Here is a 15,062-nt window from a genome sequence, read left to right as displayed (position 1 = left end):
CGCCTCTCGCCTCACGCGGCCCGGCAGTGTAGACATGGGCACATGGTCCGACTTCCGGACCGTTCCGGGACCCGGTCGCACCGCCGTCCCGGCGGTCCCCGTGCCCGCCGCGCGAGCGATCGCGCCCACGCAGCGCACGGGCGGCGCACGACGCGGACGCCGCACAGTGCGGCCACCCGCCCGAGTGGACACCCGGCCGAGCCGGAACCGGGCCGCATCAGCGCACTGCGGTCGGCGCTGACCGGGCGCAGCATCGCCCGGCAGGTGTTCGTCCTGCAGGTGGTGATCGTGCTGCTGCTGGTGGTCGCCGCGGTGGTGGCGCTGTATCTGCAGGTCCGGCACGACAGCACGCAGGAGGCCCGCAACCGGTCGGTGGCCGTCGCGCAGGCGTTCGCCAATGCGCCGGGCACCCGTGAGGCGCTCAGCAGCCCCGAGCCGACGAAGATTCTGCAGCCGCGGGCGGAGGCCGCCCGCAAGGCGACCGGCGTGGACTTCATCGTCGTCATGAACACCGACGGCATCCGCTACACCCACCCCAAGCCGGACCGCATCGGAAAGAAGTTCGTCGGGACGATCGCACCCGCGCTGGCCGGCGGGACGGTGACCGAGGAGATCAACGGGACGATCGGACGGCTGGTGCAGGCGGTCGTGCCGATCAAGGATCCCGACGGCAAGGTCGTCGGCCTGGTGTCGGCGGGCATCACGACGGCAACCGTGGGTGGCACCGCCGACCGGCAGCTGCCCCTCGTGCTGTTCGCCGCGGCCGGCGGACTCGCCCTGGCCACCGGGGGCACCGCGCTGGTCAGCAGACGGCTGCTGCGCCAGACCCACGGCCTGGGCCCGCACGAGATGACCCGCATGTACGAGCACCACGACGCGGTGCTGCACGCCGTGCGCGAGGGCGTGCTCATCGTCAGCGGCGAGGGCCGGCTGCTGCTCGCCAACGACGAGGCGCACCGCCTGCTCGACCTGCCCGCGGACGCCGAGGGCCGGCACGCCCTCGACCTGGGCCTCGCCCCGGACACGGCGGAGCTGCTGGCCTCCGGGCGTGTCGCCACCGACGAGGTGCACCTGGTCAAGGACCGGCTCCTCGCGGTCAACCAGCGGCCCACGGACGTCCAGGGCGGCCCGCCGGGCAGCGTCGCCACGCTGCGCGACTCGACCGAACTGCGCGCCTTGTCCGGCCGCGCGGAGACGGCACGGGAACGCCTCAACATGCTGTACGACGCCGGGGTGGGCATCGGCACCAGCCTGGACGTCGCCCGTACCGCGGAGGAGCTGGCGGAGCTCGCCGTGCCGCGGTTCGCCGATTTCGCCACGGTGGACCTGTTCGACGCGGTGCTGGGCGGGGGCCAGCCGGAGGCGACGGCCTCCTTGCGCCGTACCGCGTCGAGCGGGATCCGTGAGGACGCCCCGCTGTACAAGGTGGGCCGGCAGATCAAGTTCGTCGACTCCTCGCCGCATGCCCGCAGCCTGCACTCCGGGCAGGCCGTGCTGGAGCCGGACCTCGGTGCGGCGCCGGGCTGGCACGCGCAGGATCTGGAGCGCACCGCGCAGGTCGTCGAGTACGGGATCCACTCGCTGATCACCGTGCCGCTGCGCGCCGGCTCGCTGGTGCTCGGGGTGGTCAGCTTCTGGCGCTCCGAGAAGCCCGAGCCCTTCGACGCGGACGAACTGGCCCTGGCGGAGGAGCTGGTGGCCCGCGCCGCGGTCTCCATCGACAACGCCCGGCGCTACACGCGTGAGCACAGCATGGCTGTGACGCTGCAGCGCAGCCTGCTGCCCCGCCGCCTGCCCGAGCAGACCGCGCTGGACATCGCCTACCGGTATCTGCCGGCGCAGGCGGGAGTGGGCGGGGACTGGTTCGACGTACTGCCGTTGTCGGGTGCCCGGGTCGCCCTCGTGGTCGGCGACGTCGTCGGGCACGGGCTGCACGCCGCGGCCACCATGGGGCGGCTGCGCACGGCGGTCCACAACTTCTCCGCCCTGGACCTGCCGCCCGACGAACTTCTCGCGCTGCTCGACGAGTTGGTCGGCCGCATCGACCAGGACGAGACGGCGGACGGCGGCAACGCCCCGGTCACCGGCGCCACCTGTCTGTACGCGATCTACGACCCGGTGTCGCGCACGTGCACCATCGCCCGGGCGGGCCATCCACCGCCGGCCCTCGTCCGGCCCGACGGCGAGGTCGAGTTCCCCGACGTGCCCGCCGGTCCTCCGCTCGGCCTCGGCGGCCTGCCGTTCGAGACGGCCGATCTCGTGCTGGAGGAGGGCAGCCGTCTCGTGCTCTACACGGACGGGCTGGTCGAGGACCGGGAGCGGGACATCGACGAGGGGCTCGCGCTCCTGCGGGGGGCACTGGAGCGCGCGGGTGAGTCGCCGGAGGACACCTGCCGGGTGGTGCTCGAATCACAGCTGCCGGCCCGGCCGAGCGACGACGTCGCCCTGATCGTGGCCCGTACCCGCGGACTCGACGCCGACCGGATCGCCGAGTGGCAGGTGCGCAACGACCCGGCGGCCGTCGGGGAGGTACGGGCGTCCGTCAGCCGCAGGCTCACCGAATGGGGACTCGACGAGCTGACGTTCACCACGGAGCTGATCCTGAGCGAGCTGGTCACCAACGCGATCCGCTACGGCGCCGACCCCATCCAGGTGCGCGTGCTGTTCGACCGCACCCTGATCTGCGAGGTCTTCGACAGCAGCAACACCTCGCCGCACCTTCGATATGCGGCGATGACGGACGAGGGGGGCCGCGGGCTGTTCCTGGTGGCCCAGCTCGCCGACCGCTGGGGCACCCGGTACACCCCCGAGGGCAAGGTCATCTGGGCGGAACAGCCACTGCCCTGACTCACCCCCTTTTGGTCCGTACCTGGTTCGTACGTCCCTACGAACTTGTTCCGCGACGGGTGTGCGTCACGTCGCCGCTCTGATAGGAAACCTTCCTATCAGTGTCAGGCAGGCCAACTCCCCACCCCCCACCACCACTTGGAGCCCCCGTGACGCACCCCTCCAGCGACCCGGCACGTCCAGCCCGCATCGCACGCCGCACCGTCCTCGTGGCGGCCGGCGCGTCCCTGGCCGCAGCGCCCTTCCTGCGGCCTTCCCACGCCTCGGCCACCCCGTCCGCGGCGGCCTGCGTGGGCCTCGACGACCCGGCGAAGAAGGAGATCGCCATGAAGCTGGTGTCGAGCGCGGAGAACTCCTCGCTCGACTGGAAGGCGCAGTACAAGTACATCGAGGACATCGGCGACGGCCGCGGCTACACCGCAGGGATCATCGGCTTCTGCTCCGGCACCGGCGACATGCTCGACCTCGTCCAGCTCTACACCGACCGCAAGCCCGGCAACGTTCTTGCCAAATACCTTCCTGCGCTGCGTGCGGTGAACGGTTCCGACTCGCACGAGGGGCTGGACCCCGACTTCCCCCGCGACTGGCGCAAGGCGGCCCAGGACACCGCGTTCCAGCAGGCGCAGAACGACGAGCGCGACCGCGTGTACTTCAACCCGGCCGTCCGGCAGGGCAAGGCGGACCGGATCGGGACGCTGGGGCAGTTCGCGTACTACGACGCCATCGTCATGCACGGCGACGGCGACGACCCCACCAGCTTCCGCAACATACGCAAGCGGGCCCTGAACAAGGCCAAGCCGCCGGCGCAGGGCGGCGACGAAGTGGCCTACCTGAACGCGTTCCTGGATGCCCGGGTGTGGGCCATGAAGCAGGAGGAGGCGCACAGCGACACCAGCCGCGTCGACACGGAGCAGCGGGTCTTCCTGCGCAACGGGAACCTGTGTCTCGACACGCCGCTCAACTGGAAGGTGTACGGCGACAGTTACCACATCGGCTGAGCGGTGCGCCGGGCTGCCGTACCGTCCCCCGGTACGGCAGCCCGTGCTGCCGCTCTCCGTCGATCTTCTTCGCGCTGCCGCCGTTCAGGCGCCGGAGTCGGAGTCGTCGGGCGGGCCGAGGCGCGGGCATGGTCGACTCCTGTGCGCCGATGCCCGTGTTCGAGTTCCCGTTCCCCGCTCATAAAATTGATTTATGAGTTCATAGAGCGGACCCGCGTACCGACTTAGGCTTGCCTTAGCTTAGGCTTCCCGTTCGAGTCGCCTGTCATCGCTCGAAGGGAACCTGATCATGCCGCGCCCCCTGCGGGTAGCCATCGTCGGAGCCGGCCCCGCCGGGATCTACGCCGCCGACGCCCTGCTCAAGTCAGAGGTGGCCGCCGACCCCGGTGTGTCCATCGACCTCTTCGAGCGGATGCCCGCCCCGTTCGGCCTGATCCGCTACGGCGTCGCCCCCGACCACCCGCGTATCAAGGGCATCATCACGGCCCTGCACCAGGTGCTCGACAAGCCCCAGATACGCCTCTTCGGCAACGTCGACTACCCGACCGACATCAGCCTGGACGACCTGCGCGCCTTCTACGACGCCGTGATCTTCTCCACGGGTGCGACGGCCGACCGTGCCCTGCCGATCCCCGGGATCGACCTCGACGGCTCGTACGGCGCCGCCGACTTCGTGTCCTGGTACGACGGCCACCCGGACGTGCCGCGCACCTGGCCGCTGGAGGCGGAGAGGGTCGCCGTGCTCGGCGTCGGGAACGTCGCGCTCGACGTGGCCCGCATCCTCGCCAAGACGGCGGACGAGCTGCTGCCGACGGAGATCCCGCCGAACGTCTACGACGGCCTGAAGGCCAACAAGGCGCTGGAGGTCCACGTCTTCGGCCGGCGCGGCCCGGCGCAGGCGAAGTTCTCCCCGATGGAGCTGCGGGAGCTGGACCACTCCCCCAACATCGAGGTCATCGTCGACCCCGAGGACATCGACTACGACGCCGGCTCGATCGAGACCCGGCGTGGCAACAAGCAGGCCGACATGGTCGCCAAGACCCTGGAGAACTGGGCGATCCGCGACGTCGGCGACCGCCCCCACAAACTGTTCCTGCACTTCTTCGAGTCGCCCACCGAGATCCTCGGCGAGGACGGCAAGGTCGTGGGCCTGCGCACCGAGCGCACCGCCCTGGACGGCACCGGCAACGTCAAGGGCACCGGCGAGTTCAAGGACTGGGACGTCAGCGCGGTCTACCGCGCGGTCGGCTACCTCTCGGACAAGCTGCCCAAGCTGCCCTGGGACCTCGACTCCGGCACCGTCCCGGACGAGGGCGGACGGGTCGTCCAGGAGTCCGGCGAGCACCTGCAGTCGACGTATGTCACCGGCTGGATCCGGCGCGGTCCGGTGGGCCTGATCGGGCACACCAAGGGCGACGCCAACGAGACGGTGGCGAACCTGCTGGACGACCACGCGAACGGCCGTCTGCAGACGCCGGGTTCACCGGAGCCCGAGGCCGTGGACGCGTTCCTCGCCGAGCGTGGCGTCCGCTTCACCACCTGGGAGGGCTGGTACAAGCTGGACGCCGCGGAGAAGGCGCTGGGCGAGCCGCAGGGCCGGGAGCGCGTGAAGATCGTCGAGCGTGAGGACATGCTCGGCGCGAGCGGCGCCTGACGCGGACGAACGCCGGTCGTGCCACGCCCCGCAGGAGCACGGCACGACCGGCGTCGGTTTCGCACGGAACCCCTGCTGTCGCTCATGCGTTCCTCCCTGTGTGCGTACGACCGCGGGGGCCGTGCGGAGACGAGCGGGGTGGGGCGTGGCACGCGTACTGGTCATCGGCGGCGGCACAGCCGGCACGGCGGCGGCTCTGGCCCTGCGCAAGGCGGGCTTCGAGGTGACCGTGCACGAGGCGCATCCCGGCTCGGCCGAGGACCTGGGGGCGTTCCTGACCCTCGCGAGCAACGGCATGCGCGCCCTCGCGCAGCTCGACGCCTCCGCCGTGGTCACGGCGCTCGGCTTCCCGCTGACCTCGATGCGGGTACTGGACGACTCGGGCGCCGAGCTGGCACAAGTACCCCTCGGTGAAGCCGCCGACCCTCTCCTGCAGTACCGCTGCCTGCGCCGCGGCGACCTCACCGCGGCCCTGCAGGCGGAGGCGGCACACCGGGGCATCGTCATCCGGCACGGCGCCCGCCTCGCCTCCGTCCAGGACGGCGCCGACGGCGTGACCGCACACTTCACCGACGGCAGCACCGCGACCGGCGACCTGCTGATCGGCGCCGACGGCCTGAATTCCACGGTCCGCCGGCACATCAGTCCCGAGACGGTGCCGTGCTACGCCGGTCAGCGGGTCTTCTACGGCTACACCGGCGCCACGGAGCGGACGGGACCGCAGGCGCGCATCACCATGGTGCGCGGCAGTACGGCGGCTTTCGGCTACGCCGTCTCGCCGGACGGGGAGGCGTACTGGTTCGCGCGCGTGGGCGGTGAGCCGCTGGAGGCCGACGAGATCGCGGACGGTTCGCCCGCCGACTGGCGTGAACTGCTCGTTCCGCTTCTGCGCAAGGACGCCACTCCGGCCGCGGACATCGTCGCGGCCGCCGGTGACGAGGTCATGGTCACCAACGCCACCGAGATACCCGCCGGCACGCCCTGGCGCTCCGGTCGCCTCCTGCTCATCGGCGACGCGGCCCACGCCGCCTCCCCGGCGACCGGTCAGGGCGCGTCCATGGCGCTGGAGGACGCGGTGATCCTCGCGAAGTGCCTGCGCGACGCACCCGACACCGACACGGCGCTCAGCCTGTACGAGGAGCTGCGCCGCCCACGCGTCGAACACAACATCACCGTGAGCGGGAACATCTCCCGGGGCACGCACGCCCCGTCTCCCGCCGGCCCTCGGGGTACGACTCCCGCGCGGCCCGGGGAGGACGGACTGATACGTCTGCTGGAGTGGGAATCCGACATCCTGGAAGAACAGGCGGCCGGGACCGTGTGAGCGTGCCGGGCACCGGCCGGCGGCCGGAAAAGGCACGGCCCTGACACGGCCTCAGCCTGTTACCGTCGCCCGGTGTTCTCCCTCACCGAGCCCCCTTTCTTCACCCGTCTGCGCGATGCCCGGCGGGTCCTCGTCGCCGGGGCGGGCGGCGGCTTCGACGTGTACGCCGGCCTACCGCTGGCCCTCGCGCTGCGCTCGGCGGGCAAGGAGGTCCATCTGGCCAACCTGTCCTTCGCCGACCTGTACGGGCTGGACCTGGACGTGTGGCTGGAGGCGGACGTCGCGGCCATCGGGCCGGACACCGCGGCGCGCGGTGACTACTTCCCGGAGCGCACGCTCGCCCGGTGGCTGCAAGGACAGGGCCTGCCGGCCACGGTGTACGCGTTCCCGCAGACCGGTGTGCGACCGTTGCGCGCCGCGTACCGCGCGCTCGTCGAGCATCTCGGCGGTGTGGACGCCCTGGTGCTGGTGGACGGCGGGACCGACATCCTCATGCGGGGTGACGAGCACGGCCTGGGCACACCGGAGGAGGACATGGCGAGCCTGGCCGCCGTGAACGGGCTGGACGAGATACCCCAACGGCTCGTCGCCTGCCTGGGGTTCGGCGTGGACGCCCATCACGGGGTCAGCCACTCCCTGGTGCTGGAGAACCTGGCCGCGCTGGACCGGGACGGCGCCTACCTGGGCGCGTTCTCGCTGCCGCGCGAGAGCCGGGAAGGCTCCCTCTACCTCGACGCGGTCGCCCACGCCCAGCGCAGCACGCCCGAGCACCCGAGCATCGTCAACGGCTCCGTGGCGGCAGCCGTACGCGGTGACTTCGGCGACGTCCGCTTCACGCGGCGCACAAAGGGCAGCGAACTGTTCATCAACCCGCTGATGTCCCTGTACTTCTGCGTGGACGCATCCGGCCTCGCCCGCCACAACCTCTACCTGGACCGGCTGGAGAACACCGCGCTGATGCGCCAGATCAGCTCCCTCATCGAGGACTTCCGCGCCGGGCCGATGCGCCAGCGGCCCCCGCGCGCCTACCCGCACTGACCACGGACGGGCGCAAGCGCTGAAGATCAAGGGCGGTCAGTGCGCCCGGCGAGGTCCCGCCCGGCCACCACCGTCAGCGCCAGGGTCAGCAGCGCGAGCGCGGCCGTCTGGCCCAGTGCGGCGCCGACGAAGGCGGCGGGCACCGGAAGGCGCAGCCACGGATACAGCGCGGCGATCCGCACCGCCAGGAGCAGCAGGCCCAGCGCGGCCAGGGCCATGGCGCCGCAGGCAGGGCTCATGTCCTGGCGGCGACGGCGCAGCAGCAGCCAGCCGAGCGCCCCGAGGACGAAGCAGGTGGCCGGCGCCCAGACCGCGTCGGGCACGGCGGGCAGCACCACCTCGGACGCGCCCATCACCACACCGCAGGCCGCGAAGACGAGGCCGGGTGTGCCGAGGGGTAGCACGGCCGCGGGGGCGTCCCGGTGGTGGGCCGCGCACAGGGCGAGCGCCGGCAGCCAGGCGAAGAGCGCGCCGGCCGTGGCGAACCACGGGTCCCACGGCTCCAGTCCGCTCACCAGCGGACCGGCGAACGGCCACAGCGTGGGCAGCGCGGCGAGCAGCACCGACGTCCGGGCAAGGCTCCGGCGGTCGTGCAGGAGGGCGAAGTATCCGACCGTCCACAGCAGCGGCAGCGTCCACCGGGCGGCCTCGACGACGCTGATGAGGGGCCCGCGGCCGGTGAATCCCGTCAGGAACATGTCCCACTCGCGTGCTCCGTGCGTGGTCGCCCAGGTCAGCTCAAGGGCCCGGTCGACGACCGCGGCGGCGGCCTGCAGCAGCACGGCGAACAGGGCGAAATTGCGGACGGCCGACCCGAGCAGGACATACGGCCGGGGCGCCCCGGTGGCGGCGAGCCTGCTGCGCACGGCGAGGGCGGCGATGCTCGCCACCTCGCCCAGGGTGGGCCTGCTCTGGTCCTGCAGTTCCTGGTCGACCTCCCACAGGAAGACCTCGACCATCTCCTCCTCCCGGGCCCGCCGGTAGTAGGCGGGCAGCAGGCGCAGCACCGTGCGGTAGCGCGTCTCGAGCAGCGTCGTCATGCCACACCACCGGCGAGTCCGGGGCCTGCGGACGGTTTCGCGACCGCGCCGGGGGTCTTGCGTCCTTCGGCGATGCGCGACTTGGCGGCGCTGGCGCCGGCCGCCATGCGCTCCGCCTCCGCGGCGAGGGCCCGCGTCCCTTCGTCGGTCAGGCGGTAGTAGCGCCGCAGCCGGCCCTCGTGCACCTCCTCGCGGTCCAGGACGATCAGCCCGTCCGCGGTGAGCCGGTCCAGGACGCCGTACAAGGTGCCGACGCGCAACTGCACGGCGCCGTCGGAGACTTCCTCGACCTCCCGCAGAATCCCGTAGCCGTGCCGGGGCCGGTCGGCCAGGGCGGTGAGGACGAAGAACGCCGCCTGAGTCATGCTCCTCGATGCCATGCCGCCATGATATCTCGGCTTCCGATATATAACGCAAGGGCGAGTCATGCGGCGTGGTGGGACACGAACAGGACCCGCCCCTAAGCGGATGGTGGGCGGGCCCTGTTCGCGGGCGCCATTGTGGCGGTCCCGGTCCGCCGGGGATACGGGTGAACCGGGTGTCCTGGAGTGCGCTCCTCGCACCCCGAGTGCACCGCGCGCCTCCCGTGCGGGCACCCCCCGGGGGCACCCCGCCGGCGCGCGGCGACGATACTGGTGGATAACACGTGCCCCCGCCCTCAGATGGACTCATGCGTACTTCGCCCTCCGTCCGACCGACCCCGTCCCCCACCCTGTGGCTGGCCCGCGGCCGCCATACCGGGCCCGATGCCGAAGACGTCGTACGCCGGACGCTGCACCGGCTCAAGGACGAGGGGACCATCGACGACCATCTCGAGGTGGCCGTCTCCGAGACCTCCGCGAGCAGTCCGGACTGCGTCCTCGAGGCGCGGTGGACGGTCGCCGAGTCGGTGACCGTGCGGGCCCGGCTGACCCTGACGCGCGATGACGAACCCGGCGTGGCATGGGTGCTGGCGGCGGAGGCGGAACGCCCCTGGGAGCAGGGGTGGCCCTCCCCCGCCACCATGTTCTGGCCCGCGGAGCCGGATGCACCCTGGGACCACCAGCCCGGCACGGGATTGCGCCTGCGGGAGGCCAACCGCCTGCCCGCGGACGACAAGGACATCCGGCGGCTGCTCCGCAACTCCGTGCGCGGAGGCTGGAACATCAACCTCGTCGTGCACGAGGCGATGACGCCCGACGCGCGCGGCCGGCGGCCGCTCGGCCCGCTGCTGCCGCCGAGCCTGCGGCATCGCGTGCTGGAGCACCGTGCCGCACCGGACCAGCTGCGCATCGTCAACCGGGTCCTGCGCGAGTTCGGGGTGCAGGTCCCGCGCGGCGGTGCCGTCCTGCTGCCCACCACGCCGGCCCCCGAAGGCTTCGACGCGGACGACTTCTCCGTACGCACCGTCTTCCTCGACGGCTCACGGCCCGCGCAACTCGTCGACGCCCTGACCCGTTTCGCCGCACTGCCGCTTCCGCTGCCGGACGGCGCCGAGGAGGCCGTCACCGCCCTGCGGGACGACTGGCGGCTGAGGACGCTCGAGGAGGAACTCGCCCACGCACGGGGGCTCGTGGCCATGTACGCCGAGGCGCTCGAGGCCATGACCAAGTCCCGGGATCTGTACCGCGAGGCCGCCGAGCGCGCGCACGAGGCGCTGGCCGTCTACCGCGAGAACGGCGACGGGCTGCCCGCCCGGCCGCAGCCGCCTGCTCCGCTCCAGGGATCGCCCTTCCAGCAGCTGACCCGGAGGCTGGAGCGGCTGAAGGACACCGCCAAGGCGTTGCGTCCCACATCCGCCCCGGACAGCGGGCGGGAGGCGGACGGCGCAGTCGAGCGGTCGGACTCCTCCGGCCGCTGAGCACCTGGGCGCAGGGACCACCCCTGCGCGGGGTGTGTCCACCGGGCGTCGAAGCGCCCGCGGTCCGGAGAACCGCGGGCGCGGGGCCGCGACGCCGTGCGGGCGTCGGGGACGCGGCGCATCAGTCCAGACGCCGTGCCGTGGCCAGAGGACGAGCAGGAGCACCCCCCAGAGCGGGAGGGCGCGCTGCTGCGCGCAGGACCAGGGCCGTCACTGCCGTCAGTGCCGCGATCACGGCGACCAGGCCGGCGAGCCAGCCCGGAGCGAGCGTGAGGTCGAGCGCCCGGAACAGCGACCGCGAGCGGAACCCGCGGTACAGCTCGGCCCCGGCCAGCAGCGCCGGCAGCACGGCCGCGACCACGAGCACGGCCCGGACGGGACGCAGGGTCACCAGGACGGCCAACAGGGCGTACAGGATCGACACCGCGATGCCGGAGGCGTACACGTCGACGGACGTGCCCGACTTGTACATCGGGAACCAGAGCAGCGCGCACAGGAAGAGTGCGGCTGCGACGAGCAGACCCGCCCACGGCGGGCGCTCGGCGGCGCGGCGCGGCGCGCCGACGGGCTGCCTCGGCATGGTGTCGCCAGCGTAGGAAGGCAGGACCGTCGGGAACGGCGGAAGACCGGTGCCGGTGCCTTCCGGGCGCCATTCCGCCTCGCCTGCCTGCGGAAGCGACGGCTCCGCCTTCGGCGGGGCGGGGTGGGCACCGCGTTCCGTGCTCAGCCGGCCGATGAGTTCCACGAGGTCCTCCACGGACCGCGCCGCGGCGACCGCCTTTGCGGCCTCCTGTCCGAAGCGGCGCTCCGTCGACGGCAGGTGCAGCAGCGCCATCAGCCGGGTCACTTCCTCCACCGGACGGTTCTCGGCCGCCGCACGGATCACCTCGTCCGCACTGGAAGGGTCCCGCGGTGGTTGGGTCAGCAGAGTGACCAGACGGGTGACGTCCTCCACGGAGCGGTCCGTGCCCACCGCACGCAGCGCGTCGACGGTGGCCTTCGCATACTCCGGGGACTGCTCCAGCATGGTGATCAGGTTGGCGACTTCCTCCAGTGGCCGGTCCGCGATGGCGGCATGCACCAGGGCGCTGGCCGGGTCGTCGTGCGCGCCGACTATGGAGGGGTCGTAGGGACGGGGTGATGAAGAGCGGATGCTCATGACTCTCCTCCATGGAATAGACGGAACGGTTCACCTGCTCTCGCATCTCCCGGCGCGTTTTCACGACGTTGCGATGCAGTGCCATTACTAGGTGCCGCTTCCGGCCCGTGCCAGTCGGGATGGGCCACAGGTGTGAGGCCCCATCGCGCTTCTGACGGGGTGACGGAGGACGTACGAACGCCGGAAGGGGGAATCCGGGACAAGGGGCGCGCCGTTCGGCACGCCGGATGGAGGAGGACCGTGAAATGGACCACAACGGTGATCGTGGTCGCCGTTGCGCTCGCGGCGCTCGCCCTCGCGGTGGCCGTCGCCCTGCTGGTGCGGCTGGTGCGGACGCGGCGCGATCTGATGCGTGCCGGCCTTCCGACCGGCCGGCGCTGGGTCTTCTGGGGTGCCGTCCTGTACTTCCTGCTGCCGACCGACCTGCTGCCCGACCCTGTCTACCTGGACGACATCGGCGTCCTTCTCCTTGCTCTGCGCAGCCTGCGCGGCCCTCTGGACGGGCCGAATCGTCATGAATCCTCCCTGTGACTACGCAGAGTAAGGAAACCAATCACTCGTTCGATTCGTATAAGTGACTGGAAGGGCAATGCAGTCGGCGGGCCGGGCGGCGCCGCGGGGAGCGGACCGCCGGGTCGGTGCTGCACTGACGAGGGAGACACGATGCAACCGTTCGCGCTCAACTACGCACGTCCGGCGGTGGAGTTGGAAGCCACGACTCCGTACGTCTACGACTCCGGGCTGCAGTTGAACGTGCTCAGTGACGGCCGGGTCGCCGCCGGTGACCTCGCGCTGCTCCGGGAGTTGGGGACCACCACGTCCACCGCGGGTTCCAAGACACACTTCGACGACTGAACGCGGAACCGCCCACTATGACCGTGCTGATCCTGACCTGTGAAGAGGACGTGACCGCCGACATGGTGGTCGTGCACCTGAACGCGTCCGGGGTCCCGGTGGTCCGCCTGGACCCCGCCGACCTGCCCGGCGGTGTCGCGTTGTCCGGTGAGTACGTGCACGGCCGTTTCCGCGGCCACCTCCAGTCCGCGGGCCGCCTGGTGAGCATCGCCGGGCTGCGGTCGGTCTGGGTGCGCAGGCCGGGGGACGCGGCCGCGCGAGCGGCCCAGCCCTCCGCGTGGCTGACCGAGGAGTCCGCCCAGGCGTTGTACGGCATGCTGCGGGGCTCGGACGCCCGCTGGATGAACCATCCCGACGCGGCCCGCCGGGCCCGGCACAAGCCGTGGCAGCTGCGGCTCGCCCAGCGCTGCGGACTGCCCGTGCCGGCCACGCTGATCACGACATTTCCGCAGGCGGCCCGGGAGTTCGCCGACCGCTATCCGGATCTGGTGGTCAAGCCGGTCTCCGGGGCGCATCCGCAGGATCCGCCGCGGGCGGTGCCGACCAGCAGGGTGGCCCCGGACACGGACTTCTCCGCCGTGGCGTTCGGGCCGACGCTGCTGCAGCGGCGGGTCGGCAAGCGGGCCGACATCCGGCTGACCGTGGTGGGCGAGCAGCTGCTGGCGGCCCGCAAGGCGGTTGCCGACGACGCGGATCCGGACGATCCCGGCACGGTGGACGTGCGCTTCGCCTCGGCCGACACACCGTGGCGTGCGGCCGACGTTCCGCCCCGCATCGCCGACGCCGTCCGCTCCTATCTGCGTGAGGCCGAACTTGCCTACGGCGCCTTCGACTTCGCCGAGGACGCCGACGGGACCTGGTGGTTCCTGGAGTGCAATCAGTCGGGGCAGTTCGGCTTCGTCGAGGTGGAAACGGGGCTGCCGATCGCCCGGACCATAGCGGAGTGGCTGGCCCGTCCCGGGCCGGAGCCGCAGACACGAGTCAACGGCTCCAGCACCACGGTGTGTTGAGGGCGGTGGTCAGTGGGGCAGCGAGCCGGGCAGCAGCGCGGTCCGCTGCCATCCGGCCCCCGGGGAGGAGTGGCGCTCGGGGGCGACGGGTACGGAGCCGAAGGACTGCAGCGGCCGCATGGCGTACTCCAGTTCCCGGCTCACGCGCTCGGCCTCCCGGCGAGCCTGAGTGGGGACGTCGCCGCGCTCGGCGACGAGTCGGTCGTAGATCGGGGAATCCTGGAACACCGACGCGCCTTTCGTGTGGTGGCCCATGCGCATGGGCACGGCTGTCGAGTGTATGCGCCCCGGGATACCAGGGTGTGAATTCTCCAGGAGCACTTGACGCCGACACGGCGGTTGTGACTGTCCGGATGTACCTCATACGAAGCTGTCGTCGCGTCAGACGGCCAGTGACAGGCCGCCGTCCCCGCCTGCGGCCCCTCGTGAGGCGATGAGCAGGGCGTCCGCCTTCGCGATCGCGTCCTCGACGCTCGCGGCTCCCATGGCGGCGCACAGGGCGCGGCTGACGTCCGCCAACTCCTGTGCGACCTGCGGCTTCTCACGCTCCGCCTGCGCGATGCGCAGCGACGCGTATCTGGTGAGCAACGTTCTGACGACCTTCGGGTCCGCAACGAGCACGAAGTGCCCCTCTCTTTGGTTGCGCCTCGCCTTCCCGGTCAGGCCCGGACCAATCGCATCTTCCGTGCCCCGGGCCTCAATTGACGCAAAACCGCCGTCCGACCCGATTCCCAGCGCGCTGCGAGGCGTTGAACAGAGGGTAACCCCCTCAGCACGAACGGTGAAGCTCATGAACCGCTCCGGCCGCCTCCTCTGCACCCTCTACCTCACCACCAGCGCCGAACTCACCTGGGTCACGGTCCTGGAATTCCTCCACGGCCCCCGGTGGGCCGCATGTCTGTTCGCCGCGGCAAGCCTGGTCCCGGTCATCGCCGTCGTCCGCGAGACCCTGATCCGCGACCTGCGCAGGGCCGCGGTCGTGGCACGCCACCCCGCGCGCACGGCCACCGACGAGATCGTGCGCGGTGAGCTGGACGCCGCGTGCTGTGAACGGTGGTGGACGAGCCTCGGCATCCACCACGACTCGACCTGCCCGCACGGTATGCGCCGCAGCAGCGCCGCCTGAGGAGGCAGCCGCGGGGCGCACGCACGACGGCTCATGCGACCTGTCCGCCGTGCAACTGTGTGCACGCCCCGCCGCCGTGGCCAGCCGGCCCGAGCAGCAGGCGCAGGCCCTGGGGCAGGACGTGAACACGCCGACCGCCGCGATCAGGTTGCGGCGGTCGGCGCGGAACGG

15 protein-coding genes are annotated in these 15,062 nt (G+C 71.8%); 10 read left to right on the top strand and 5 right to left on the bottom strand.

Features of this window, described 5'->3' with window-relative positions:
• Nucleotides 1-42: 42 nt before the first annotated feature.
• The 5 genes from ACIBW9_RS27810 to ACIBW9_RS27790 all read left to right on the top strand — a co-directional run bounded on the left by ACIBW9_RS27810 (nucleotide 43) and on the right by ACIBW9_RS27790 (nucleotide 7,861).
• Nucleotides 43-2,847: a SpoIIE family protein phosphatase gene (locus ACIBW9_RS27810; protein ID WP_398959527.1), complete on the top strand. Its 2,805-nt coding sequence runs from the start codon at nucleotides 43-45 to the stop codon at nucleotides 2,845-2,847.
• A 149-nt stretch (nucleotides 2,848-2,996) separates the two neighbouring features.
• Nucleotides 2,997-3,845 carry a chitosanase gene (locus ACIBW9_RS27805; RefSeq protein ID WP_398959525.1) on the top strand — a complete coding sequence of 283 codons (849 nt, stop codon included), beginning with the start codon at nucleotides 2,997-2,999 and terminating at the stop codon, nucleotides 3,843-3,845.
• Between the two features lie 289 nt (nucleotides 3,846-4,134).
• The gene (locus ACIBW9_RS27800) at nucleotides 4,135-5,499 is read left to right on the top strand and encodes an FAD-dependent oxidoreductase (RefSeq protein ID WP_398959523.1); all 1,365 of its coding nucleotides are present in this window, start codon (nucleotides 4,135-4,137) and stop codon (nucleotides 5,497-5,499) included.
• Nucleotides 5,500-5,644: 145 nt separating this feature from the next.
• The gene (locus ACIBW9_RS27795) at nucleotides 5,645-6,823 is read left to right on the top strand and encodes an FAD-dependent oxidoreductase (RefSeq protein ID WP_398959521.1); all 1,179 of its coding nucleotides are present in this window, start codon (nucleotides 5,645-5,647) and stop codon (nucleotides 6,821-6,823) included.
• A gap of 72 nt (nucleotides 6,824-6,895) precedes the next feature.
• The gene (locus ACIBW9_RS27790) at nucleotides 6,896-7,861 is read left to right on the top strand and encodes a DUF1152 domain-containing protein (RefSeq protein ID WP_398959519.1); all 966 of its coding nucleotides are present in this window, start codon (nucleotides 6,896-6,898) and stop codon (nucleotides 7,859-7,861) included.
• A gap of 26 nt (nucleotides 7,862-7,887) precedes the next feature.
• On the opposite strand, the gene ACIBW9_RS27785 is transcribed toward ACIBW9_RS27790, so the two are convergent.
• On the bottom strand, nucleotides 7,888-8,901 hold the full coding sequence (locus ACIBW9_RS27785; RefSeq protein WP_398959517.1) for a hypothetical protein: 1,014 nt from the start codon (nucleotides 8,899-8,901) through the stop codon (nucleotides 7,888-7,890).
• The gene (locus ACIBW9_RS27780; RefSeq protein ID WP_398959709.1) at nucleotides 8,898-9,266 is read right to left on the bottom strand and encodes a PadR family transcriptional regulator; all 369 of its coding nucleotides are present in this window, start codon (nucleotides 9,264-9,266) and stop codon (nucleotides 8,898-8,900) included. The genes ACIBW9_RS27785 and ACIBW9_RS27780 overlap by 4 nt, the downstream gene beginning before the upstream one ends.
• 305 nt (nucleotides 9,267-9,571) lie before the next feature.
• Here ACIBW9_RS27780 and ACIBW9_RS27775 point away from each other — a divergent pair, with 305 nt between their 5' ends.
• Complete coding sequence (locus ACIBW9_RS27775; RefSeq protein ID WP_398959515.1) at nucleotides 9,572-10,741, top strand: hypothetical protein; 1,170 nt, start codon at nucleotides 9,572-9,574, stop codon at nucleotides 10,739-10,741.
• Between the two features lie 121 nt (nucleotides 10,742-10,862).
• Here ACIBW9_RS27775 and ACIBW9_RS27770 read toward each other — a convergent pair whose 3' ends face one another.
• A complete protein-coding gene (locus tag ACIBW9_RS27770; protein WP_398959513.1) occupies nucleotides 10,863-11,900 on the bottom strand; it encodes a hypothetical protein in 1,038 nt (345 codons plus the stop codon).
• Nucleotides 11,901-12,140: 240 nt separating this feature from the next.
• Here ACIBW9_RS27770 and ACIBW9_RS27765 point away from each other — a divergent pair, with 240 nt between their 5' ends.
• The 3 genes from ACIBW9_RS27765 (at nucleotide 12,141) to tgmB (ending at nucleotide 13,765) form a co-directional block, all read left to right on the top strand.
• On the top strand, nucleotides 12,141-12,431 hold the full coding sequence (locus ACIBW9_RS27765; RefSeq protein WP_389080102.1) for a YkvA family protein: 291 nt from the start codon (nucleotides 12,141-12,143) through the stop codon (nucleotides 12,429-12,431).
• Between the two features lie 132 nt (nucleotides 12,432-12,563).
• On the top strand, nucleotides 12,564-12,755 hold the full coding sequence (gene tgmA / locus ACIBW9_RS27760; protein ID WP_398959510.1) for a putative ATP-grasp-modified RiPP: 192 nt from the start codon (nucleotides 12,564-12,566) through the stop codon (nucleotides 12,753-12,755).
• Nucleotides 12,756-12,772: 17 nt separating this feature from the next.
• A complete protein-coding gene (tgmB, locus tag ACIBW9_RS27755) occupies nucleotides 12,773-13,765 on the top strand; it encodes an ATP-grasp ribosomal peptide maturase (RefSeq protein WP_398959509.1) in 993 nt (330 codons plus the stop codon).
• A gap of 9 nt (nucleotides 13,766-13,774) precedes the next feature.
• On the opposite strand, the gene ACIBW9_RS27750 is transcribed toward tgmB, so the two are convergent.
• Both ACIBW9_RS27750 and ACIBW9_RS27745 read right to left on the bottom strand, forming a co-directional pair.
• Nucleotides 13,775-13,993: a hypothetical protein gene (locus ACIBW9_RS27750; RefSeq protein ID WP_398959707.1), complete on the bottom strand. Its 219-nt coding sequence runs from the start codon at nucleotides 13,991-13,993 to the stop codon at nucleotides 13,775-13,777.
• Between the two features lie 153 nt (nucleotides 13,994-14,146).
• Nucleotides 14,147-14,386 (bottom strand): DUF5133 domain-containing protein, encoded by a 240-nt coding sequence (locus ACIBW9_RS27745; RefSeq protein ID WP_398959507.1) that lies wholly within the window; start codon nucleotides 14,384-14,386, stop codon nucleotides 14,147-14,149.
• 169 nt (nucleotides 14,387-14,555) lie between these two features.
• On the opposite strand from ACIBW9_RS27745, the gene ACIBW9_RS27740 reads away from it, so the two are divergent.
• Nucleotides 14,556-14,891, top strand: a complete 336-nt coding sequence (locus tag ACIBW9_RS27740; RefSeq protein WP_398959505.1) for a hypothetical protein — start codon at nucleotides 14,556-14,558, stop codon at nucleotides 14,889-14,891.
• The last annotated feature ends 171 nt before the right edge of the window (nucleotides 14,892-15,062 follow it).

The sequence above is a fragment of the Streptomyces sp. NPDC049541 genome, from assembly GCF_044465725.1.
Taxonomy (GTDB): domain Bacteria; phylum Actinomycetota; class Actinomycetes; order Streptomycetales; family Streptomycetaceae; genus Streptomyces.
This window is presented reverse-complemented; position numbering and strand designations above follow the sequence as displayed.

Coding starts and splice junctions, on each gene's coding strand:
- ACIBW9_RS27810 (WP_398959527.1), top strand. CDS start 43: ATGGTCCGACTTCCGGACCGTTCCGGGACCCGGTCGCACCGCCGTCCC.
- ACIBW9_RS27800 (WP_398959523.1), top strand. CDS start 4,135: ATGCCGCGCCCCCTGCGGGTAGCCATCGTCGGAGCCGGCCCCGCCGGG.
- ACIBW9_RS27785 (WP_398959517.1), bottom strand. CDS start 8,901: ATGACGACGCTGCTCGAGACGCGCTACCGCACGGTGCTGCGCCTGCTG.
- ACIBW9_RS27780 (WP_398959709.1), bottom strand. CDS start 9,266: ATGACTCAGGCGGCGTTCTTCGTCCTCACCGCCCTGGCCGACCGGCCC.
- ACIBW9_RS27775 (WP_398959515.1), top strand. CDS start 9,572: ATGCGTACTTCGCCCTCCGTCCGACCGACCCCGTCCCCCACCCTGTGG.
- ACIBW9_RS27770 (WP_398959513.1), bottom strand. CDS start 11,900: ATGAGCATCCGCTCTTCATCACCCCGTCCCTACGACCCCTCCATAGTC.
- tgmA (WP_398959510.1), top strand. CDS start 12,564: ATGCAACCGTTCGCGCTCAACTACGCACGTCCGGCGGTGGAGTTGGAA.
- tgmB (WP_398959509.1), top strand. CDS start 12,773: ATGACCGTGCTGATCCTGACCTGTGAAGAGGACGTGACCGCCGACATG.
- ACIBW9_RS27740 (WP_398959505.1), top strand. CDS start 14,556: ATGAACCGCTCCGGCCGCCTCCTCTGCACCCTCTACCTCACCACCAGC.